The sequence below is a fragment of the Pengzhenrongella phosphoraccumulans genome (assembly GCF_045689905.1).
Classification (GTDB): Bacteria; Actinomycetota; Actinomycetes; order Actinomycetales; family Cellulomonadaceae; genus Pengzhenrongella; species Pengzhenrongella phosphoraccumulans.
The window spans coordinates 2,620,601-2,638,411 of the sequence record NZ_CP144210.1 but is presented as its reverse complement, the minus strand read 5'-3'; the positions used below and the strand labels follow the sequence as shown (position 1 = coordinate 2,638,411).

24 protein-coding genes, 3 tRNA genes and 1 pseudogene are annotated in these 17,811 nt (G+C 69.4%); 11 read left to right on the top strand and 17 right to left on the bottom strand.

Annotated elements, in window-relative coordinates:
- Nucleotides 1–188 precede the first annotated feature (188 nt).
- On the top strand, nt 189–1,271 hold the full coding sequence (locus VTA80_RS12210; protein ID WP_407341375.1) for a LacI family DNA-binding transcriptional regulator: 1,083 nt from the start codon (nt 189–191) through the stop codon (nt 1,269–1,271).
- Nucleotides 1,272–1,308: 37 nt separating this feature from the next.
- Here the strand turns inward: VTA80_RS12210 and VTA80_RS12205 are convergent, their stop codons facing one another.
- Entirely contained in the window at nt 1,309–1,638 is a 330-nt protein-coding gene (locus tag VTA80_RS12205; RefSeq protein ID WP_407341374.1) for a hypothetical protein, read from the bottom strand.
- Between the two features lie 137 nt (nt 1,639–1,775).
- On the opposite strand from VTA80_RS12205, the gene VTA80_RS12200 reads away from it, so the two are divergent.
- The 4 genes from VTA80_RS12200 to VTA80_RS12185 all read left to right on the top strand — a co-directional run bounded on the left by VTA80_RS12200 (nt 1,776) and on the right by VTA80_RS12185 (nt 4,129).
- Nucleotides 1,776–2,639, top strand: coding sequence for a sigma-70 family RNA polymerase sigma factor (locus VTA80_RS12200; RefSeq protein WP_407341373.1), 864 nt, complete (start codon nt 1,776–1,778; stop codon nt 2,637–2,639).
- Between the two features lie 5 nt (nt 2,640–2,644).
- Complete coding sequence (locus VTA80_RS12195) at nt 2,645–2,881, top strand: hypothetical protein (RefSeq protein ID WP_407341372.1); 237 nt, start codon at nt 2,645–2,647, stop codon at nt 2,879–2,881.
- Nucleotides 2,882–2,926: 45 nt separating this feature from the next.
- The gene (locus VTA80_RS12190) at nt 2,927–3,361 is read left to right on the top strand and encodes an iron chaperone (protein ID WP_407341371.1); all 435 of its coding nucleotides are present in this window, start codon (nt 2,927–2,929) and stop codon (nt 3,359–3,361) included.
- A gap of 156 nt (nt 3,362–3,517) precedes the next feature.
- The gene (locus tag VTA80_RS12185; protein WP_407341370.1) at nt 3,518–4,129 is read left to right on the top strand and encodes a hypothetical protein; all 612 of its coding nucleotides are present in this window, start codon (nt 3,518–3,520) and stop codon (nt 4,127–4,129) included.
- Between the two features lie 13 nt (nt 4,130–4,142).
- Here the strand turns inward: VTA80_RS12185 and VTA80_RS12180 are convergent, their stop codons facing one another.
- From VTA80_RS12180 to VTA80_RS12155, 6 genes are all read right to left on the bottom strand, one after another.
- Entirely contained in the window at nt 4,143–4,589 is a 447-nt protein-coding gene (locus VTA80_RS12180; protein ID WP_407341369.1) for a MaoC family dehydratase, read from the bottom strand.
- On the bottom strand, nt 4,586–5,044 hold the full coding sequence (locus VTA80_RS12175; RefSeq protein WP_407341368.1) for a MaoC family dehydratase N-terminal domain-containing protein: 459 nt from the start codon (nt 5,042–5,044) through the stop codon (nt 4,586–4,588). The genes VTA80_RS12180 and VTA80_RS12175 overlap by 4 nt, the downstream gene beginning before the upstream one ends.
- A 24-nt stretch (nt 5,045–5,068) precedes the next feature.
- A complete protein-coding gene (rpmG, locus tag VTA80_RS12170; protein WP_227423372.1) occupies nt 5,069–5,236 on the bottom strand; it encodes a 50S ribosomal protein L33 in 168 nt (55 codons plus the stop codon).
- Between the two features lie 87 nt (nt 5,237–5,323).
- Nucleotides 5,324–5,400 (bottom strand) — tRNA-Met (locus VTA80_RS12165).
- A 49-nt stretch (nt 5,401–5,449) separates the two neighbouring features.
- Nucleotides 5,450–5,522: transfer RNA gene (locus VTA80_RS12160), tRNA-Thr, on the bottom strand.
- A gap of 169 nt (nt 5,523–5,691) precedes the next feature.
- Nucleotides 5,692–5,773, bottom strand: a tRNA-Tyr gene (locus tag VTA80_RS12155).
- A gap of 118 nt (nt 5,774–5,891) precedes the next feature.
- Here VTA80_RS12155 and VTA80_RS12150 point away from each other — a divergent pair.
- Nucleotides 5,892–6,389: a YajQ family cyclic di-GMP-binding protein gene (locus VTA80_RS12150; RefSeq protein WP_407341367.1), complete on the top strand. Its 498-nt coding sequence runs from the start codon at nt 5,892–5,894 to the stop codon at nt 6,387–6,389.
- A 308-nt stretch (nt 6,390–6,697) separates the two neighbouring features.
- Nucleotides 6,698–7,282 carry a DUF1345 domain-containing protein gene (locus tag VTA80_RS12145; protein WP_407345765.1) on the top strand — a complete coding sequence of 195 codons (585 nt, stop codon included), beginning with the start codon at nt 6,698–6,700 and terminating at the stop codon, nt 7,280–7,282.
- Between the two features lie 115 nt (nt 7,283–7,397).
- On the opposite strand, the gene VTA80_RS12140 is transcribed toward VTA80_RS12145, so the two are convergent.
- The 5 genes from VTA80_RS12140 to VTA80_RS12120 all read right to left on the bottom strand — a co-directional run bounded on the left by VTA80_RS12140 (nt 7,398) and on the right by VTA80_RS12120 (nt 11,878).
- The gene (locus VTA80_RS12140) at nt 7,398–8,426 is read right to left on the bottom strand and encodes a YihY/virulence factor BrkB family protein (RefSeq protein ID WP_407341366.1); all 1,029 of its coding nucleotides are present in this window, start codon (nt 8,424–8,426) and stop codon (nt 7,398–7,400) included.
- 49 nt (nt 8,427–8,475) lie between these two features.
- Nucleotides 8,476–9,906, bottom strand: a complete 1,431-nt coding sequence (locus VTA80_RS12135) for a protein kinase domain-containing protein (protein ID WP_407341365.1) — start codon at nt 9,904–9,906, stop codon at nt 8,476–8,478.
- Between the two features lie 50 nt (nt 9,907–9,956).
- Entirely contained in the window at nt 9,957–11,024 is a 1,068-nt protein-coding gene (locus tag VTA80_RS12130) for an FUSC family protein (RefSeq protein ID WP_407341364.1), read from the bottom strand.
- Nucleotides 11,025–11,070: 46 nt separating this feature from the next.
- Entirely contained in the window at nt 11,071–11,340 is a 270-nt protein-coding gene (locus VTA80_RS12125; RefSeq protein WP_407341363.1) for a GlsB/YeaQ/YmgE family stress response membrane protein, read from the bottom strand.
- Nucleotides 11,341–11,491: 151 nt separating this feature from the next.
- Nucleotides 11,492–11,878 carry a hypothetical protein gene (locus VTA80_RS12120; RefSeq protein ID WP_407341362.1) on the bottom strand — a complete coding sequence of 129 codons (387 nt, stop codon included), beginning with the start codon at nt 11,876–11,878 and terminating at the stop codon, nt 11,492–11,494.
- A 284-nt stretch (nt 11,879–12,162) separates the two neighbouring features.
- Here VTA80_RS12120 and VTA80_RS12115 point away from each other — a divergent pair, with 284 nt between their 5' ends.
- The 3 genes from VTA80_RS12115 to VTA80_RS12105 all read left to right on the top strand — a co-directional run bounded on the left by VTA80_RS12115 (nt 12,163) and on the right by VTA80_RS12105 (nt 13,290).
- Nucleotides 12,163–12,579 carry a phage holin family protein gene (locus VTA80_RS12115; protein ID WP_407341361.1) on the top strand — a complete coding sequence of 139 codons (417 nt, stop codon included), beginning with the start codon at nt 12,163–12,165 and terminating at the stop codon, nt 12,577–12,579.
- Nucleotides 12,563–12,913, top strand: coding sequence for a DUF3618 domain-containing protein (locus tag VTA80_RS12110; protein ID WP_407341360.1), 351 nt, complete (start codon nt 12,563–12,565; stop codon nt 12,911–12,913). The genes VTA80_RS12115 and VTA80_RS12110 overlap by 17 nt, the downstream gene beginning before the upstream one ends.
- Before the next feature lie 80 nt (nt 12,914–12,993).
- On the top strand, nt 12,994–13,290 hold the full coding sequence (locus VTA80_RS12105) for a DUF4235 domain-containing protein (protein ID WP_407341359.1): 297 nt from the start codon (nt 12,994–12,996) through the stop codon (nt 13,288–13,290).
- A gap of 132 nt (nt 13,291–13,422) precedes the next feature.
- Here the strand turns inward: VTA80_RS12105 and VTA80_RS12100 are convergent.
- The 3 genes and pseudogenes from VTA80_RS12100 to VTA80_RS12090 form a co-directional block, all read right to left on the bottom strand.
- A pseudogene (locus VTA80_RS12100) lies at nt 13,423–13,575 on the bottom strand (ANTAR domain-containing protein); the annotation flags it as partial.
- Nucleotides 13,576–13,607: 32 nt separating this feature from the next.
- Nucleotides 13,608–14,744, bottom strand: coding sequence for a putative bifunctional diguanylate cyclase/phosphodiesterase (locus tag VTA80_RS12095; protein WP_407341358.1), 1,137 nt, complete (start codon nt 14,742–14,744; stop codon nt 13,608–13,610).
- Entirely contained in the window at nt 14,642–15,403 is a 762-nt protein-coding gene (locus VTA80_RS12090; protein ID WP_407341357.1) for a GAF domain-containing protein, read from the bottom strand. The genes VTA80_RS12095 and VTA80_RS12090 overlap by 103 nt, the downstream gene beginning before the upstream one ends.
- A gap of 321 nt (nt 15,404–15,724) precedes the next feature.
- Between VTA80_RS12090 and VTA80_RS12085 the strand changes: the two genes are divergently transcribed.
- On the top strand, nt 15,725–15,898 hold the full coding sequence (locus tag VTA80_RS12085; protein WP_407341356.1) for a hypothetical protein: 174 nt from the start codon (nt 15,725–15,727) through the stop codon (nt 15,896–15,898).
- Between the two features lie 522 nt (nt 15,899–16,420).
- Here the strand turns inward: VTA80_RS12085 and VTA80_RS12080 are convergent.
- On the bottom strand, nt 16,421–16,918 hold the full coding sequence (locus tag VTA80_RS12080; RefSeq protein WP_407341355.1) for a MarR family winged helix-turn-helix transcriptional regulator: 498 nt from the start codon (nt 16,916–16,918) through the stop codon (nt 16,421–16,423).
- Nucleotides 16,915–17,757: an N-acyl homoserine lactonase family protein gene (locus tag VTA80_RS12075; protein ID WP_407341354.1), complete on the bottom strand. Its 843-nt coding sequence runs from the start codon at nt 17,755–17,757 to the stop codon at nt 16,915–16,917. Before VTA80_RS12075 ends, VTA80_RS12080 begins: the two co-directional genes overlap by 4 nt.
- Nucleotides 17,758–17,811: the final 54 nt, after the last annotated feature.

Sequence of the window (17,811 nt, the reverse complement as noted above, 5' to 3'; positions counted from 1 at the left end):
CGATTTGATCGGAGGTATCAGTGTGCGGGTACGCTGACCGCGCCGTCAAACTACGGCGACCCGGATGCGCCGTCCTGCCGCAGTCTTTGCCACACTGCGATCACACTGCGCCCCCCGCCACACCTGCACCCGCCTTTCCCGCTTGATCCCGCCCCATCCCGCTCGGCCGCCCTCGGAGGTGTCCTGCCATGAGCCACAGCCGCCCGACCCTCGCCGACGTCGCCGTCGCCGCGGGGGTCTCGGTCTCGACCGCCTCGCTGGCCTTCTCGGGCGCAGGTCCCATCGCGGCCGCGACGCGCGACCGGGTGCTGGCCGCCGCCACCGACCTCGCCTACCCGGGCCCGAACCCGCTCGGTCAGCAGCTGCGCACGGGCCGCTCGGGGATCGTCGGCGCCGTCTTCGGCGACCGTCTGCGGCGCAGCTTCCGGGACCCCGTCTCGATCCAGATGCTCGACGGGCTCGCGCAGTCGCTCGGCGCGCACGACGTCGGCATCCTGCTCATCCCGTCCGAGGCCGGCGAGGTCCCGCCGCTCGTGGCGCACGCCGCCATGGACGCGGCCGTCGTGGTGCTCTGCAACGGGCCCGACGACGCCGTCGTCGCGACCCTGACCCGGCGCGGGATCCCCGTCGTCCTCGTCGAGGGCGACCTCGGGGCCGACGACGCCGAGGCCGCCGGGCACCGGACCGCGCAGGTGGGGATCGACGACCGCCGCGGCACGGAGCACCTCGTGCGCGAGCTGCTCGCCCTCGGGCACGAACGCTTCGGGGTGGTGTCGCTGCCGTACGGCCACGACCGCCGGCTCGGGGAGCCCGATCCGGCCCGGGACCCCAGGTCGGGCTACCTGGCCACGCAACGACGGCTCGCCGGCATCGCGGACGCCGGCGTTGTGCCCGAGATCGTCATCGAGACCCCCGCCTCCCTGGTCGAGCACGGCCGCAGCGCGGGTCACGAGATCCTGTCCCGCCCGAACCCGCCGACGGCGATCGTCGCACTGAGCGACCTGCTCGCCTCGGGCGTCGTGCTCGCCGCGCGCGAGCTCGGCCTTCGCGTGCCCGACGACGTCTCGATCGCCGGGTTCGACGGGCTCGACCTGCCATGGCTCGCGCCCGACGTGCTCACGACCGTCCGTCAGCCGCTGGCAGAGAAGGGCCGCCAGGCGGGCGAGGCCGCGATCGCGCTCATCGCGGGGAACGTGTTCTCGCCGGTGATCCTGCCGGTGGAGTACCAGCCGGGCACGACCACTGCCGCACCCCGGGCCTCGACGGTCTAGCGGGCGGTCCGGGCGCTCCCGTCAGGGCCGGGGCGTGTCAGGGCCGGGGAGCTACGCGCTCATCGTGCCGCGTCGAGGCGTCGCCGCGTCGACGCCGAAGCGCTCCTAGGGAGTCGGTCGCGGTTGCGGCGAGGGATCCCAGCGCGAACCCCTGAATCGCCTGCGGCGCCAGATCGCTCATGTTCACGGTGCCCAACGCCAGGGCCACCCCGACGGCCAGCACCCAGAACGGCGCCAGCGCAGCCCAGCGGCGCCAGTCCTGCGGGCCGAAGCGCCGGTCAACGAAGCCCGCATAGACGAAGCCCGCGGCGACGCTGACAACGGTGAGGAGTAAGAACACGACCCGCTCCTTGAGATAGGCAACCAACCGCTGTCAAAGTAGCGCGGGTGCCTCGACGGCCCGTTGATGTCAGCCTGGCAACGGCGAAGGCGAGAGCACTCGGTCACACCTTGCTGGTTCGGTACGTCAGTGGGGTAAGGGACTCAGAGACAGGGGTGAGCAGCATGCACCAGGCGGACGCCTTCGACGCCGAGAGGCCGCGGCTGCTGGGCATCGCCACGCGCGTTCTGGGCGACCCCTCGGAGGCCGAGGACATCGTGCAGCAGGCCTGGCTCCGGCTGCACGGCACGGACGCCAGCATCGACAGCCTGCCGGCGTGGCTCACCACCGTGACCGTGCGCCTGTGCCTGGACCGGCTCCGTCTGCGCACCCCCACGCCCATGGCCGAGATCGAGCTCGCCGAGACCGCACCCGACCCGGCGGACGAGGTGGAGCTCGCGGACGCCGTCGGCGTGGCGCTGCAGGTCGTGCTCGAGCGCCTCACGCCGAAGGAGCGCGTCGCGTTCGTGCTGCACGACAGCTTCGGCTTCGAGTTCCCCACCATCGCGGCCATCCTCGACACCACGCCGACGGCGGCGCGCAAGCTGGCCTCGCGAGCCCGCAGCAGGGTCAGCCAGAGCGCACCCCAGGACCAGCTGGCCGACTGGGAGGTGGTCGACGCGTTCCTCGCGGCGGCCCGCGGGGGTGACTTCGCCCGTCTGCTGCAGCTGCTCGCCCCCGACGTCGCCGTGCGCGGTGACGAGGCCGCGATCCAGGCCGGCACCCCCCAGCGCATCGACGGGCGCCACGAGGTGGCGACGTTCTTCAACGGCAGCGCGGCATCGGCACTGGCCGTCTTCGTCGGCGAGCGGCCCGGAGCGGCGTGGTTCTACCGCGGGCAGGCCCGGGTCGTTTTCGACTTCACCATCGTGGACGGCCTCGTGGAACGCATCGACTTCCGTGCCGACCCTGACCTGCTGGCGCAGCTGCGCCGGCGGCGGCACGGGACATCGAACGGGACATCCAGCAGCACCGACCGAAAGGAATGAGATCGATGAAGACCATGACCTGCCAGGAGCTGGGCGGAGCGTGCGACCTCGCTCTTCGCGGCCAGAGCGCCGACGAGATCATCAAGGCCCAAGATCGACACCTCAAGGACGCCGTCACGGGCGGCGATGCGGCGCACGAGAGCGCCCATCGCGAGATGCAGGGTCGCTGGAAGCACCCGAAGAAGTCGCTGGACTGGTACACCGCGACCAAGAAGGCCTTCGCGCAGCTCCCCGAGGACTGACACCGCTGTTGATAACGACCGACCGACACGAGAGTGAGGACCCCCATGGCGACCAAGACGAAGACCGAAGGCTTCTCCGACCTGGAGAAGGCTGCGATGAAGGAACGGGCCCAGGAGCTGAAGGCGGCGGCCGCCGGCGCTGAGGGCGAGGCCGCGGTGCTGGCCAAGATCGCGGAGATGCCGGGGGTCGACCGGACCCTGGCGGAGCACTTCCACGCGCTCGTGGGCGCCGTCGCGCCCGACCTGGCGCCGCGCACCTGGTACGGCATGCCGGCGTACGCGAGGCCCGGCAAGAACGGCAAGATCATCTGCTTCTTCCAGAGCGCGGACAAGATGAAGACGCGGTTCAACACGATCGGCTTCAGCGACGCCGCCGCACTGGACGAGGGGTCGATGTGGGCGACGTCGTTCGCGCTCCTGGAGTGGACCGCCGACAACGAGGAGCGGCTTCGTGCCCTCGTGAAGAACGCGGTGGCGTAGGAGCAGTTGCGGAGGAACGGTCCCGCACAGGGGCAGTGGCTGTGCCGGGTGCCCGTCGGGAGGGCAGCGGCCCGCCCGGCGAGCGGAAGCAACGGATGCGCGGGATCGTCGAGGGACGGCGTGCCCTCGCCGACCCCGTCCACCGGAAGGATCGCGATGACTCGCTCCGCTCGGCAGGCCACCGTCCTCGCTCTCGCCGTGCCGCTCGCCCTCGCCCTCGCGGCGTGCAGCGGCAGCGACTCGTCCTCGGGCTCCGCCTCGACGCAGAGCCGCGCGGAGGCCAACCGCGAGTGGGCGAACTCGGTGTGCAGCTCGCTCAACGCCGTCCGGACCGACCTCGAGTCCATCAACGTCGACCTGACGCTGGATCCTGCGGCGGGCAGCGCGCTCGATCAGCTCAAGACCCAGCTCTCGGGCGCCGTCGACGAGGTCCGCGGATCCGTCGACGACCTGACTACCGCCATCGCCGCGGCCCCGGTCGACCCGGACGCCGCGGAGCTCAAGTCGAAGCTCGATGCGGCATCGGGCGACGTCAGCGACGCGGCCCAAGCAGCCGCCGACGCTGCGGACCAGGCCGCGAACGCGACCTCCGTCGCGGGGTTCCTCGCCGCGTCGGGCACTGCGCTCAGCGAGGTCGCTGCGGCGACCACGGCAGCGGGATCCTTCGCCACGACGCTCGGCAAGACGGCGAACCAGGCGAGCGACTCGTTGCAGGAGGCCTTCTCGACGGCCCCGGCCTGCGAGAGCATCCGGACGCCGGCGTCATGACTGCCAGCAGTGACTACAGGCGGACGCGGACCTGCGCCTTGGCCAGGACCCGGGTGGCGGCGTGCGTGACCGTGAGGTCGATGCGGACGGTCTGGGTCGCGGGGTCCAGCGCACCGACGACGCCCGCAACCTCGACGACGGCGGTTCCCGGGTCGGGCACGGGGACGGGCCGCGTGAAGCGCACCTGGTAGTCGACGACGGCGCCCGGGTCGCCAACCCAGTCGACGACGAGATTGACTGCCGCACCCATCGTCCACATGCCGTGCGCGATGACGCCGGGCAGGCCGACCGAGGTCGCGACCCGGTCGCTGTAGTGGATGGGGTTGAAGTCGCCGCTCGCGCCGGCGTAGCGGACCAGCCGGGCGCGGTCGACGTCGACCGCGGCTGTGCCGATCGAGTCGCCGACGGCGAGGTCGGCGAAGCTCGGCTTCGAGAAGGACGTGCCGGCGTCGGCGGTCACGAGGCGTCCACGTCCGCCCCGCGCACGGCGAGCGTCGAGACGACGGTGGCGACGGGGACGCCGTCGTCGGCCGCGATCTCCGCGCGGGTGGTGATCATCGCGAGCCCGGCCCGTTCGACGATCGAGTCGACGTGCAGGACGGTGACGAGCCGCATCCCCGCGTGGATCGGCCGATGGTGCGTGAAGCGCTCGTCGGCGTGCACCACTCGGCTGAAGTCGATCCCCGCGTCCGGGTCCGCGATGTACTGCTGCTCGGCGCGCTGAGCGACCACGACCGCGAACGTCGGCGGTGCGATGACGTCGGGGTAGCCCAGCCCGCGCGCCGCGTACACGTCATAGTGCGCAGCGTTCGTGGCACCCACCGCGAGCGCGAACTCGCGGAGCTTGACCCGACCTACCTCGTAGGCCGAGTTCGGCGGGTATTCACGACCTGCGTACTCGACGTTGACCGGCATGCGTGTTCGCCTGGAAGGCGAGCGTCAGCGGGTCTCGCGGTGCTGGGTGTGCTTGCCGTCGCGCGGGCAGAACTTCGACAGCTCGAGGCGGTCGGGGTTGTTGCGACGGTTCTTCTTGGTGATGTAGTTGCGCTCCTTGCACTCCACGCAGGCGAGGGTGATCTTGGGGCGAACGTCCGAGCTCTTAGCCACTTCGCGACTTCCTTCACATCTCGCGCCGCTCGCGCGACGCTCGTCAACTACTGCTGCGCACCACCGGCTGGCGCGCACGCTTCATGCTGGTAGCGGGAGCGGGACTCGAACCCGCGACACCACGATTATGAGCCGTGTGCTCTAACCACCTGAGCTACCCCGCCTTGCCGGCGGCGGGCCGACGAATGAACGTCAGCCCGCCAGACCGAACAGAGCCCCGAAAGGGAATCGAACCCTTGACCTTCTCCTTACCATGGAGACGCTCTACCGACTGAGCTATCGGGGCAGCGCGACCATAGGTTACACGCCGCTGGGCGTGCCTGCGAATCCCCTCTCAAATCCCGTTCACACGACCGGCCGACGGCGCCTGTTCGACGCCGCGGCGGCCCTGGTCAAGCCTCCCGAACCTCCGGGTACACGAACGGGGCGTCCTCGATGAGGACGCCCCGTGCCGGTGGCGGGTGAGGGATTCGAACCCCCGTAGGCGCTGCCAGCTGATTTACAGTCAGCCCCCTTTGGCCACTCGGGTAACCCGCCAAGGCCTGCTCGCCGTGCTCCGAGGAGCACCACGAGTCGTGCGGATGGAAGGATAGCAACACCCGGGGCGGTCTAACGAACGCGCCCCGGCAAACCCGCACCAAGCACTGGAGGAACCATGGCGAACGAGTCGTCGTTCGACGTCGTCAGCAAGGTCGACCGGCAGGAGGTCGACAACGCGCTGAACCAGGCCGCCAAGGAGATCGCCCAGCGGTACGACTTCAAGAACGTCGGCGCCTCGGTCGCCTGGAGCGGCGAGCAGATCGTCATGATCGCCAACGCCCCCGAGCGCGTGCTCGCCATCCTCGACGTGCTCGAGACCAAGCTGATCCGCCGCGGGATCTCCCTCAAGAGCCTGGACGTGGGCGAGAAGGAGCCCAAGCTGTCGGGCAAGGAGTACCGGCTCGAGGCCTCCATCGTCGAGGGCCTGAGCAGCGAGAACGCGAAGAAGGTCGCCAAGATCATCCGCGACGAGGCCCCCAAGGGCGTCAAGGCCCAGATCCAGGGCGACGAGCTGCGGGTGTCGGCCAAGAGCCGCGACGACCTGCAGACCGTCATGGCGGTGCTCAAGGCCGCAGACCTCGACGTCGCGTTACAGTTCGTCAACTATCGGTGAAGTAGTCCCTGACCTGCGGTGATGCCCCCGGAGTCCGCAAAGAGTCCGCAGGAGAGCCCGAAACCGCCGACATGAAGGACGTGGCAGCGGCCCGCGTCTTGTCCTCCGCGGACGCCCAGAGAAGGCCCGCGATCTTGGCCGTCGCTCGGCAATACCGGGCGGTCCGAGCGTGCATTTCTGAAGCGGCATACGGTAGCCGCATGCCCGCTGACCCCGGTCCAAATCCTTCCCCCGACGAGCTGCCCGCTCCAGATCAGGTCCCGTGGCGTGGGACCACCGGACGGACGCGACTCGCGGTCGCGGCCCTCGTGGGAGTGGGCGCAGGGGCAGCAGCCACGGCGTCGAGCACCTGGCGCCTTGGGCTGCTCGTTGGATGGATAGTGGCAGCCTCAGTGTTCCTGATCTGGCTGTGGCGCAGCATCTCGGGGATGGATGCGTCGACGACAGCTCGCCACGCCTTGGCCGAGTACCCCGGCCGCTCGGCCGCCGACACGACCGTTGTTGTCGCGGCTGTGGCGAGCTTGGCAGCGATCGCGCTGCTCCTCATCGGCAACTCCTCCGGGCCCGGAGGCAAAGACGTCCAGGCCGCCCTGACGGTGCTCAGTGTGGCGCTGGCATGGGCGTCGGTGCACTCGATCTTCACTACGCGCTACGCCCGCCTGTACTACAGCGGCACCGACGGCGGCATCGACTTCAACGAGACCGACCCGCCGCGCTACACCGACTTCGCGTACCTGGCCTTCACCCTCGGAATGACGTTCCAGGTATCCGACACCGCCTTGCAGACCAAGACCATCCGAACCACGGCTCTACGCCACGCACTCCTGTCCTACCTGTTCGGCGCGATCATCATCGCCACCACGATCAACCTGGTGGCCGGGCTCGGCGGGTAACGCCCGCTCCCCCGATGTGAGCGATCGGGCCCCTTCGTTCGCTACCGATCCGTTGCCCGGCGACAGGTAGTGGGGTCCACCCACCGCGGACCGGCGTGGCGGGACTCTGCCTTCATCAGGGTGCGGGCGTGGTTGGTGTGGCAGGGGGCGGACTGGGCTGGGGGTTCGCGGTCCAGGCCGCGGCGAGGAGCACGATCCGTGCGATGAGATTGATCCAGATCAGCAGCGTGACCAGCACGGCGAACGAGGCGAGCAGCGCATTGCTGCCGACGCTGCCGGCCACGACACTGGTGCCGAGAACCCGCACTGCACCGATGCCGACCGCGGCGATCACCGCCCCGCCGCGCAGGTCCCGCATGGGCGGGTGCATACCGGCCAGGACAACGACGACCAGGGCGAAGATCCCTGCGTCCACGACGAACGCGACCGCGATCCCCAGGATGCGCACGACCACGCCCGCGGCGTCGCTCAGGCCCACGAGCTCGAGGAACCAGCTCGCGGCCGTCGTCACCACGATGCTCAGCACGGCCGAGATCAGTACGGCCAGGGCCATCCCCGCGAAGCCTGCCAGCTCGCGGAGCTTGCCGTGCACGGCGCTCCCGCCGTCGCCGTTCGCACCGAACATCGCCCGGACCGCGGTGCGCAGCGCCGCCATGGCAGCCGTCGCGCTGAGCAGCAGAACGACAACGGCGATCACGCCCGCGACGTTCAGCCCTGCGCTGACCACGAGGTCCTCGGGCTTGAGCAGACCGTTGCCGTCGCCGGTGTCGATCAGTCCGGGCAGCGAGGTTGCCAGCGTGTTGAGCACGTCCTGGCGCAGGGCGGTGTTAGATCCGAGGATCGCCATGAAGACCGTGAAGCCGATCGTCAGGCCGGCGAAGACGGAGAACAGGGCGCTGTAGGCGATCCCCCCGGTGAGCACGCCTCCGCCGGCCGAACCGAAGCGGGCGTTGGCGCGCGCGGCCCTGGTTCGCTGCCACCATTCCAACAGGGCCTTGACCCGGGCGACCAGAGCAGCTGGTCTGCTGGGGTCGTCGACCACGACTCCCGGATCGAGACGTGCGACCGCTGCGATGTGCGCCGAACCGGCCCCGGTCGGGACCGTAGCGTCGTTGGCGGGTGCACTTTCGCCGGGCGGCTTCATCCGGTGACCCTATGGTCTACCGGCTGCAGGGATCGACCCTGCCGCACCGTCATGCCCCACTGCTGCCCGGTAGTCCGCGCGGCTGATCGGGATCGTCGTGCTCGGCGCGCCGGTTCTCGAGCCGGAGCTCCAGGTCGTTCATGACGATGGCGGCGAGGTCTTCGAGGGTCGTGAGGTCGTGAGCGTCGAGGGTGCGCGGCGCGCGGTCCAGGATGCACAAGGTCCCCAGGTTGAAGCCGTCGTGGGTGCGCAGCGGGACACCGGCGTAGAACCTCAGGCCGAACTCGCCGGCCACCAGTGGGTTCGACAGCGCACGCAGATCGACCGCGGCGTCCTCGATGATCCAGGGACCCTCGTGCAGGATGGCCGACGCGCACAGGCCCGCGTCTCGGTCGACCTGGTCGATCTCGAGCCCGGGGTGCGACTTGAACCAGATCCGGTCGTAGTCGACGATGCTCACGATGGCGATCGGCACGGCGAAGAGCCGGGCGGCCAGCGAGGTGATCCGGTCGAAAGCACCATCCGGTGGGCTGTCCAGGATGTCGTAGCGGTGCACGGCCGCCATCCGTGCGACCTCGTTCGCCGGGATGATCGAGGGCTCTGCCCGGCGGCGTCCTTTGCCTGCGGCGGTGATCTCGCGCAGTGTCAGTGCGGTCTCGCTCGCTGTGGGGCGAACGGCGGGGTCGGTGGCGGTCATCGCCTGGAGCAGTCGCGTCCATTGGGGTCCGAGCCCCGATGGGAGGTCCGGGGCGTGCATCAGTCGCGCGAGCGCGGCCTGCAGGGGCGGTCCCGGGTAGGCCCTGGTCCCCGTCAGGCACTCGAGCAGGACCAGACCAAGGGAGTAGATGTCGCTCGGTGCTCCGATCGGGTCCCCCATGGCCTGCTCCGGGCTGGCGTACGCCGCGGTTCCGGCGAAAGCCCCGTCACCGTCACCATCACTGATCAACGGGGACTCCATCATCATCGCGATGCCGAAGTCGGTGAGCTTGGCCCGCACCCGGTCGGTGTCGTTGGAGTAGTCGAACATCATGATGTTCGCGGGCTTCACGTCGCGATGGATCACGCCGTGATCGTGCACGTAGTCGAGACCCTCCGCGAGGTCGACCCCGATCTGGGCGACATCGCGCGCAGGCAACGCCCCCTCGACGAGTCGACTTTTCAGGTCGGGTCCGTCGATGAGCTCCATGACCAAGTACACCTGGGGGCGATCCACGTCGGACAGGTCCGTGCCGGCGTCGAGAAGGGTCACGAGGTTGTGGTGGTTGAGGTGGGTAAGAAGTCGGACCTCCTCGTCGTCCGCGCGGACGTTCCGCGCCTCCGCGGTCGGTCTCGCCAGGATCTTGACCGCGACGTCGCGACCCAACGACTCGTCGTGGGCGCGATGGACCGTTCCCATCGCCCCTCCACCGATCCGCTCATCCAGGCGATACCGCCCGCCCAGAACAGTGCCTGCTGCCGTACTCGCTGTGGCTTCCGACACGTGCTTTCTACTTTCTCGATCGTGCGCTGGTGAAGTTCAAGGACGGCGGGTCATGCGTGGTGCTGATTGTCCTCGTCGCCACGGCGGATGACGGTCAGGGACCGGCGCAGTGCGGTCAGCACGGAGGCTGTGACCAGCAGGTCTGGGTGCGAAGCGATGTCGGGGGGGTGGGCCCGAAGCGTGACGGCGAGGTGGTCGACGGCGTCAGCGGCCGTGGCGGTGAGCTGTGGGTCGGACCTGCCCGCGGTCACGGCGCGCACCGCGTCGGCAAGGGCGCGCAGTGCCTGGGCGGCGGGGAGCCGAACCTGCGGGGCCGACTCCAGTGATCCGCCGACGGCGTCGTGGTCATCCAGGAGCAGGTCGAGGTCCTGGACGAGGAACCCGAGCTGCTCCAGGGCCAGTGCCTGGCGGTGCAGGTCTCGCAGCGTCTGGCGCTGGTTGCGTGCGCGGCGATTCGCGTCTGCGGCCTCGCCGGACTCGCGCACGGCGGATCGCATCTCTCCCAGCAGGTGGTCCAAGTGCCGTTGGCTGGATCGCTCGGCGCGCTCGGTGCCGTCGTCGGTAGGAGGGCAGTAGTGGTCGGCGAGTGCGTCGAGCTCACCGGCGAGGGTGTCGCGCAGGTCGGTCAGTGAGCGCGCGGACCGCTGCAGCGGGAGGGCCGGCAGGAGCAGGTTCACACCCACGGCGAGAGCCGCACCCATCAGGGTCAGGCCCGCGTAGGCCAGCACGTAGTCCTGCTGGTCGTGGCCGCCGACCACCAGCGTGAGCAGCGCAGCCGTGGGCACCCACGCCCCTTGAGAGCCGAGCCATCGCATCCCGCCGACGAGGATCCCGACGGCGACCACCAGCGCGACCGTCAGGACGCTGACGCCGAGCATCGCTTCAGTCAGCAGGGCGATGAGGGCGCCGAGGACGATGCCCGCGACGTTGCGCCCCGCCTCGGTGAACGAACGGTGCACCGTCGGGTGAATCGCGATGACCGCACCCAGCGGTGCGTAGTAGGCGTAAGTGGCGACGTCGTCGGGCAGGAGCCGAGCCGCCACGAACCACGCCACTGCCGCCGCGAACGCACCCTTGAGAGCGAGTTGCACGCGCGCGCGCCGAACGGTGCCGCTCACGGCAAGTGCTCGGCGGCCAAGGCCGCCGAGCACCGGAGTCGAGGACTTAGCGACGACGACCACTGAGCGTCCGGGCGGCCAGCGTGACGCCGATGACGGCGAGCACGACCTGGAACAGCAGCTCGATCCAGTCGATCCCGGCGGTGTCCGCCGACGAGACGGCGTTCGCCAAAACCGTCCCCAGAAGCGCAGCGACGATCCCGATGAGGATCGTGACCAGGATGGAGATGTTCTGCTTTCCGGGTGCGAACAAGCGCCCGAGCGCGCCGATGATGGCGCCGATGACGATGGCGGTGATGAATCCTGAAACGGTCATGTGAGTCCCTCTCGCGAGTAAACGAGGGCCGGGCTCGGCCATCGAGCGGACGAAGGTACTCGAACGCGGACGAATCAGCACACTTGCACCGTGTCCCGATATGGGATATCCGGCAGTAGGCAGGATGACGACCTGCTGACCGGCCGGGACCCTACTCGAGTCCGTCGGCGTCGATCTTCTGGGCGTCGGTGGCCCGGCCGTCATCCAGGTTCGTCAGACCCGCCACGGACGAAGGCTGGTCGAGGCCGTCCGCCTCGATCCGCTCGGCAACGGTTGCGAGTCCGTGGTCCAGGTTCGTCAGGCCCGACACGGACAAAGGCTGCTCGAGGCCGTCGGCCTCGAACTTGTCCGCGTCGGTGGCGAGCCCGAGGTCAGGGTTCCCCAGACCTGCAACTTCTGCGGGCTCCTCGAGTCGGTCGGACTCGATCTTCTCGGCATCGGTTTCATTTGCTGGTTCGGGTGCGCCGATCGGGTGCCACGGCAGCTTGTTGGCCCGGTCGGCCTCGTTCTCAGAGTCTTCCTGGATCTCGTTGGACACGACGCTGTGCTCCTTCGCTGGGGACCAGATCGTAACGTCACGGACGCGATTCGCCCCAATCACAACACTTGCCTCACGAGCCCGAGCTGCGCTGGACAGACACCTCTGGTGCCGGTTCGACGAACCTCGCCTGGGGCCGGCTCGTTCGCAATCGTGACCCGGCGTCGGCTAGCCTGCCCAGACCGATCCCGGGGTGGAATCCGGTGATCGACATGGTCAGTCGTTCACCGCGCCGTGGAAGTCGACGGCGTTGTGCTCGCCCCTCACCGACAGGAGGACCACGCATGAACAGCGATCCAAAAGTCGAGACCGAAGCGTCTGTGGGACAACTGATGACCCGCCTGTCCGAGCAGACCTCGCGGCTCGTGCGCCAGGAACTCATCCTCGCCCAGGCCGAGATGAAAGCGAGCGCCAAGCACGCCGGCATCGGCGCAGGCGTCTTGAGTGTCTCCCTCGTCTTGGTGCGACTTGGCGTCGTCGCCCTGGTCGCGACCGCCGTCATCGCCGTGGACCTGGTGCTGCCACTGTGGTCAGCGGCACTCATCGTGACCCTGACCCTGTTCGCCGCTGCCGCCGTTGCCGCAGCGGTGGGCAAAGCACAGGTGCAACAGGTCGCTTCGCCCCCCCACGACGCCATCGAGAGCGTCAAGGAAGACATCGACGCCGTGAAGGAGGCCATGCACCATGAAGCCGACCAGTGACCCGCAAGCGTCCCTTCCGGGCAACGATGCCAGTGTCGAGGAGATAAAGGCCAGCATCGACGACACCCGCGTCGAGGTTGCCGCAACCGTCGCGCAGCTCTCCCAGAAGTTCAACCTCAAGTCCCGCACCCAGAACAAACTCCACGACATCAAGCACAGCGCCCAGGACGCGGCCCACATCGCGCAAGCGCGCGGTGCCACATTGTTCACTCGACTCACGCATGGGACGACCGGGACGTCCGGCCCTTCCCGCAAATCCGCAGCGGTCGGCGCAGCGATCACGATCGCCGCGATCGCTGCGGCTGTCGTCGGGCTGCGCCGCCGCCAACGTTAGGCATGTAGTCGCTCCACGCGCGCGACCTGACCCCGGCCAGCACTCTGCGACGCGCCTGACCCACCTGAGGAGACGAATCGATGACGACTCATGAAGAGACCAGCAAGTCCGCGAAAGTGCTCTACCGACCCGTCGGAATGGCCAGCTCGATCCTCGGCGGACTGATTGCCTCGATGATCTTCCGCAAGATCTGGCAGCGCACCGCGCCCGGCGACCAGTCCGCACCGCCCACGGCGCTGACCACCGAGTACCCGGTCCGGCAGATCCTCCTGGCCGCCGTCGTTCAGGGCGCGCTGTACTCGCTGGTCAAGACCGTCATCGACCGCGCCGGCGCACGGGTGTTCCAGCGGTGGACCGGAGAATGGCCGGGCAACTGACGGCCGGCCGCCCGAACGACCTCGAGTCCGCTGATCGCCGCGCAACTGGCAGCGTCTAGGGTGCGGTTCAGTTCTGGGTGGGGGTCCGCCGCTGCGCGGTGGTGTGCTCACGGCGCCCAGGATCTGGGCGGCGCGGACCATGAGCTCGACGTCGACGTGGAGCGAGTCGGCGCTCAGTATTGCCATCGCCCCCTCGGCGTCGCACGCCCGCTGACTCATGATGATCCCCAGGGTCTGGTCGATCAGGGTTCGCGACCTCAGCGCAGCACGCAACTCTTCGGTCATCTCCACCTGGTAGGCCAGGCGAAGGGCGAGATTCAGAGCCCGTGAGACATTCCCTGCGAACAGCGCGGCACTTGCCTGCTCGGCGGGGCCGAACCCGTGGATGTGCCCGGCGTAGAGGTTATGCCGAGGTCGTGCGCGAGGTGGGTCACCGCGGCGACCATGGTGGACGCCGCGGGGTCGCGACCCATGTCGGCCACGAAGCTCTGATCGATCTTGACGATGTCCACCGGGAACCGCCGCCGGTAGCTCAGCGAGCTGTACCCCGTCCCGAAGTCGTCCAGGGCGAGCCGGATCCCGAGGTTCTTGAGCTCGCCCAGCACGGACATCGCCCGGGCGCCGTCCTCGACGAAGATGCCCTCGGTCATCTCCAGGACCAGCGCGCCGGGGTCCATGCCCGTGCGCTCGATCACGTCCGCGACGGAGCCCACGAACCCCGGCATCATCAGCTGCCGGGCGGAGACGTTGACCGACAGGTCCAGCGGGTGCCCCGGGTGCCCGGCGAGCCACACGCCCCAGTCACGACAGCTCTGCTCCAGCACCCACGCGCCGACGCCGGCGATCAGGCCGGACTGTTCGGCGATCGTGATCGCCGTCCTCGCGGCCACCGGCCCGCGGGCCGGGTGGGTCCTACGCAGCAGCGCCTCGACGCCGGTCACGAACCCGTCTGCGCTAGACACGATCGGCTGGTAGGCGACGGCGAGGTCGCCGTGGAACAGCGCCTCACGCAGGTCACGCTCGAGCTGGTTGCGGTCGTGGGCATCCTCGGCCAGGCGCAGGTTGAGCATCTGGTGGGTCGCCCCAGCGCGCCGCTTGGCCTGGTACATCGCGATGTCCGCGTCGAGCACGAGGGCGTCGGTCACGGCCTCCCCGGGACCCGCGTAGGCGATCCCCACGCTCGCGGTGGCGGCGATCTCGACCTGGTCCAGCGCGAACGACTGCGCGAACGTCTCGTCAATGCGCGAGACGAGCGCGTCGACGTCGGAGGCCTGGAACAGGTCCTCGCACAGGATCACGAACTCGTCTCCGGAAACCCGGGCCAGGGTGTCGCCAGGGCGAACCAACCCTGCTAGTCGCTGCCCGACGGCGACCAGCAACTCGTCGCCCACCAGGTGCCCGTACGCGTCATTGACCCGCTTGAAGTGGTCCAGGTCAACGAACAGGACCGCCACCGCCCGGTGCGTGCGCCGGCTGCGGGCCGAGGCGTGCTCGATGCGCTCCTGCAGCAAACCCGGTTGGGTAGCCCGGTCAGCGCGTCGTGGAGCGCCCGCTCCCGGAACCAGTCGGCGGCCTGGACGGCCTGCTGCCGCGCCTGGGCGTTGATCAGGTACGCCGCGGCGACGTCCGCCAGGGTCTGCGCTGCCTCGCGGGCCGGCCCGGTGAGGGGGCCGACGGTGTCCCGGTACAGGTCGAGCGCACCGATGCGAGCGGTCCCGTGCCACAGCGGGAAGGTAAACACTGCAGCCATGCCCGCTGCCAGGGCCGCCGGTCCGAACCGAGGGAAACGCGAATCGCAGGCGAGGTCAGGGACCGAGACGGCCCCACCGGTCCGGAACGCCAGCAGGCACAGACCCTCCCCGAGCTCGGTCTGCAGTCGCTCGAACTGCAAAGCGTCCTCGTTGGACGCCGCGATGTACTGCGGTGCGAGCCCGGGTGAGATGAGGGTGATCCCCGCTCCGGTGATCGGCAGGACGTCAGGGATCCGCTCGACCAACTCGTCGAGGATGCCTGCAACAGAAAGTCTGTGAGCAGCGTGCGAGCGAAGTCGCTCAGAACGGCCAACATGCTCTCCTCGTGGACCACCACTCCTCCAGCGCCTCGCGCACCTCACCCGCGGGGCCGAACGGGCGGACTTGCCACGTGCTCCACGCTATCGACAGCCAGGTCGGGCCGTATCCGGTCGAACGTTTCTTCGGTGCTCCGGGCCGACGTCGGCGAATTCTCCGCCCGGTCGCCAGATCCGCCGCCGCACCGGCGCCGCACCGGCGCCGTCGGCATCTTCTCCGCCGTGAGGCCCTCATCCGCCTGGTCGGGGCCGTCCTCACCGATCAGCACGACGACTGGACCGAGGGCTTGACCGTCGACCACGGTGATCGGGGTACCGTGACTGCGCGCGTCACAATGAGGTGACGCACGGCGGAAAGAAGGAACCATGAGTGAAACGGGCAAACACGAGGCTCTCGAGGAGAGCGAACGCGAGGCTCTCGAGGGGTCCGCAGTGGTTGGCGCACCGGATGCAGATTCGACCACGCACGACGCCTCGCACACGGCGGCCAACAGCACCGACGCTGAGATCGAGGCCGGACTCAAGGGTTCGGGCGTCTAGGCCAACGGTCTGCATTGACGACGACCCCGCTTGCGGTGAGCATGGGGCCTCGCGATCAGAAGCAATGTTGCCCGCACCGACGCCGCGAATGTCGCACATCAACGCACGGGTGATGCGTAACGTCGTAGGTCGGCGGTGCCCGACAGCCCCCTGTCGAGTGCCGCCGACCACCTCTATGCAGATCCGGCCGCCCGAGGCTCGTCAACGAAGCCACCGCCATACCCGTCCCGACCATGCGTCCGCGGGCATGTCGAGGCGTCGCGCATCGATGGTTCGCCAGATGACGAACCTAATTGGTGGTAGGTGGTCGACGACCTGGCCTGGCGGGCACGATTCGCTACTGTCAGGCGGTGCGGCGGCGGCGTTCGTTTAGCACCGCGCAGGCGAGGTCGAGAAGCGCAAAAAGTCCGCAGGACCTCCGGCCGCGCCTATCCCTCGCCATCACCAACAGATGACGTTTCAGCACGTCAACGGTAGATTCCAACGACTGCCGTCAACGCCAACCGCTCGCGTGTCCATACGTCAACTACCGGTGAGGTAGGCCGCACCGGCCGTGGGTGCACCGGGCTCCGCCATCCGCCGCTCCACCGCGCGACCGGCATCCCCGCCCGCACTCAGCAGGCTCAGCACCGCGATGACGGGGCCGAGGTCGCGACCAGCCGTGGCGGCGTCGAGGTCGGCGTACAGCCGATCCTCGACGACCCGGACGGCCGCCTCGGCCGCTCGCCCCGCCTCGCTCAGCGCGAGTGTCACCTGACGCCGGTCCTCGGGTGCCACGGCGCGCTCGACGAGGCCGACGCCGACCAGGCGATCCACCAGCCGGCTGGGGTTCGTCCCGCTCTCGCAGACGAGGAGCTCGCCGAGCCCGGTCAGCGACAGGGGCTCGCGGTCACCGAGGATGCGCAGAACCTCCGACTGCGACGGGGTCAGGCCGATCTCTCGCAGCTCGCGCGTCAGGCGCCGGTTGCCCTCGCGCTGCGCTGCGAGCACGACGTACCGGAGGAGCTCCGAGTCCCTCATCCGACGGCGCTCGCCGCGAGCGCGCTCCGCAGCCGTTCGGCGGCCGACGGGTCGTGCGCAGCGAGGACGACGAGGTCCGGACAGCGGGCCCTGAGCTCGTTGACGGCACGCGAGGACTCACGCAGACCACGCCGACGACCCACGCCGGGCACGCGGCCGTCGTCGAGCAGGTCGACGTCGTAGGTGAGGTCGCCGACGAAGAGCATCGGCGTCATGCCCGGCTGCCGCAGCAGCAGGGACAGCGAGCCGGGTGTGTGCCCGGGGGTCGGCACCAGGACGAGGCTGCCGTCGCCGAAGAGGTCGTGCGCGTGGGTGAACGGCCCGATCGACGGGTCGTCGACGGGTCGCGGCGTCACGGGCACCCAGCGCAGGCCGGGCAGGTCGATGTGCTCGCGGAGCAGTCCCCTGGCCGTCGAGGCGAAGGGCCGGTCGAGCCCGGCCTGCTCCTGCGCGCTGACCAGGATCTCGGCGCCCGTCAGCTCGGCGAGGCCGCCGATGTGGTCCTGGTGCAGATGAGAGAGCACCGCGGTGCGAACGTCGGCGGCTTCGTAGCCGATACGCCGCAGCTGCTGGGTCAGCGTCTGGTCAGGGCCGATGGCGAACCGGGCCAGCCGCGCGTACAAGAAGCCGGGCAGACCGGCTGGGAAGTACCTCGGATCGGTCACCGACGCCCGGTCCTGGCCGGTGTCGAACAGCACCAGTCCCCGCTCGTGCTCGATCACGTACACGTTGATCGGGCGAGGTGCGGTCCACCGGCGCGAGGTGAGCAGCGACCACGCGAGCGGCGAACCGTCGGACTGCACGTGCTCGGGCCTGATCTGCACCGTTCCGGTACTCACCACGGAGACTCGCTTGACGGGTCGCATCGACAGGTCCTTTCGCATGACACGACA

What these genes read in the sequence shown, in the direction of transcription:
- VTA80_RS12190 (WP_407341371.1), top strand. Translation starts at nt 2,927, where the DNA reads ATGGCGACCAAGACGAAGACCGAAGGCTTCTCCGACCTGGAGAAGGCT.
- VTA80_RS12150 (WP_407341367.1), top strand. Translation starts at nt 5,892, where the DNA reads ATGGCGAACGAGTCGTCGTTCGACGTCGTCAGCAAGGTCGACCGGCAG.
- VTA80_RS12140 (WP_407341366.1), bottom strand. Translation starts at nt 8,426, where the DNA reads ATGAAGCCGCCCGGCGAAAGTGCACCCGCCAACGACGCTACGGTCCCG.
- VTA80_RS12115 (WP_407341361.1), top strand. Translation starts at nt 12,163, where the DNA reads ATGAACAGCGATCCAAAAGTCGAGACCGAAGCGTCTGTGGGACAACTG.
- VTA80_RS12105 (WP_407341359.1), top strand. Translation starts at nt 12,994, where the DNA reads ATGACGACTCATGAAGAGACCAGCAAGTCCGCGAAAGTGCTCTACCGA.
- VTA80_RS12080 (WP_407341355.1), bottom strand. Translation starts at nt 16,918, where the DNA reads ATGAGGGACTCGGAGCTCCTCCGGTACGTCGTGCTCGCAGCGCAGCGC.
- VTA80_RS12195 (WP_407341372.1), top strand. Translation starts at nt 2,645, where the DNA reads ATGAAGACCATGACCTGCCAGGAGCTGGGCGGAGCGTGCGACCTCGCT.
- VTA80_RS12125 (WP_407341363.1), bottom strand. Translation starts at nt 11,340, where the DNA reads ATGACCGTTTCAGGATTCATCACCGCCATCGTCATCGGCGCCATCATC.
- VTA80_RS12085 (WP_407341356.1), top strand. Translation starts at nt 15,725, where the DNA reads ATGAGTGAAACGGGCAAACACGAGGCTCTCGAGGAGAGCGAACGCGAG.
- VTA80_RS12185 (WP_407341370.1), top strand. Translation starts at nt 3,518, where the DNA reads ATGACTCGCTCCGCTCGGCAGGCCACCGTCCTCGCTCTCGCCGTGCCG.
- VTA80_RS12175 (WP_407341368.1), bottom strand. Translation starts at nt 5,044, where the DNA reads ATGCCGGTCAACGTCGAGTACGCAGGTCGTGAATACCCGCCGAACTCG.
- VTA80_RS12110 (WP_407341360.1), top strand. Translation starts at nt 12,563, where the DNA reads ATGAAGCCGACCAGTGACCCGCAAGCGTCCCTTCCGGGCAACGATGCC.
- VTA80_RS12200 (WP_407341373.1), top strand. Translation starts at nt 1,776, where the DNA reads ATGCACCAGGCGGACGCCTTCGACGCCGAGAGGCCGCGGCTGCTGGGC.
- VTA80_RS12210 (WP_407341375.1), top strand. Translation starts at nt 189, where the DNA reads ATGAGCCACAGCCGCCCGACCCTCGCCGACGTCGCCGTCGCCGCGGGG.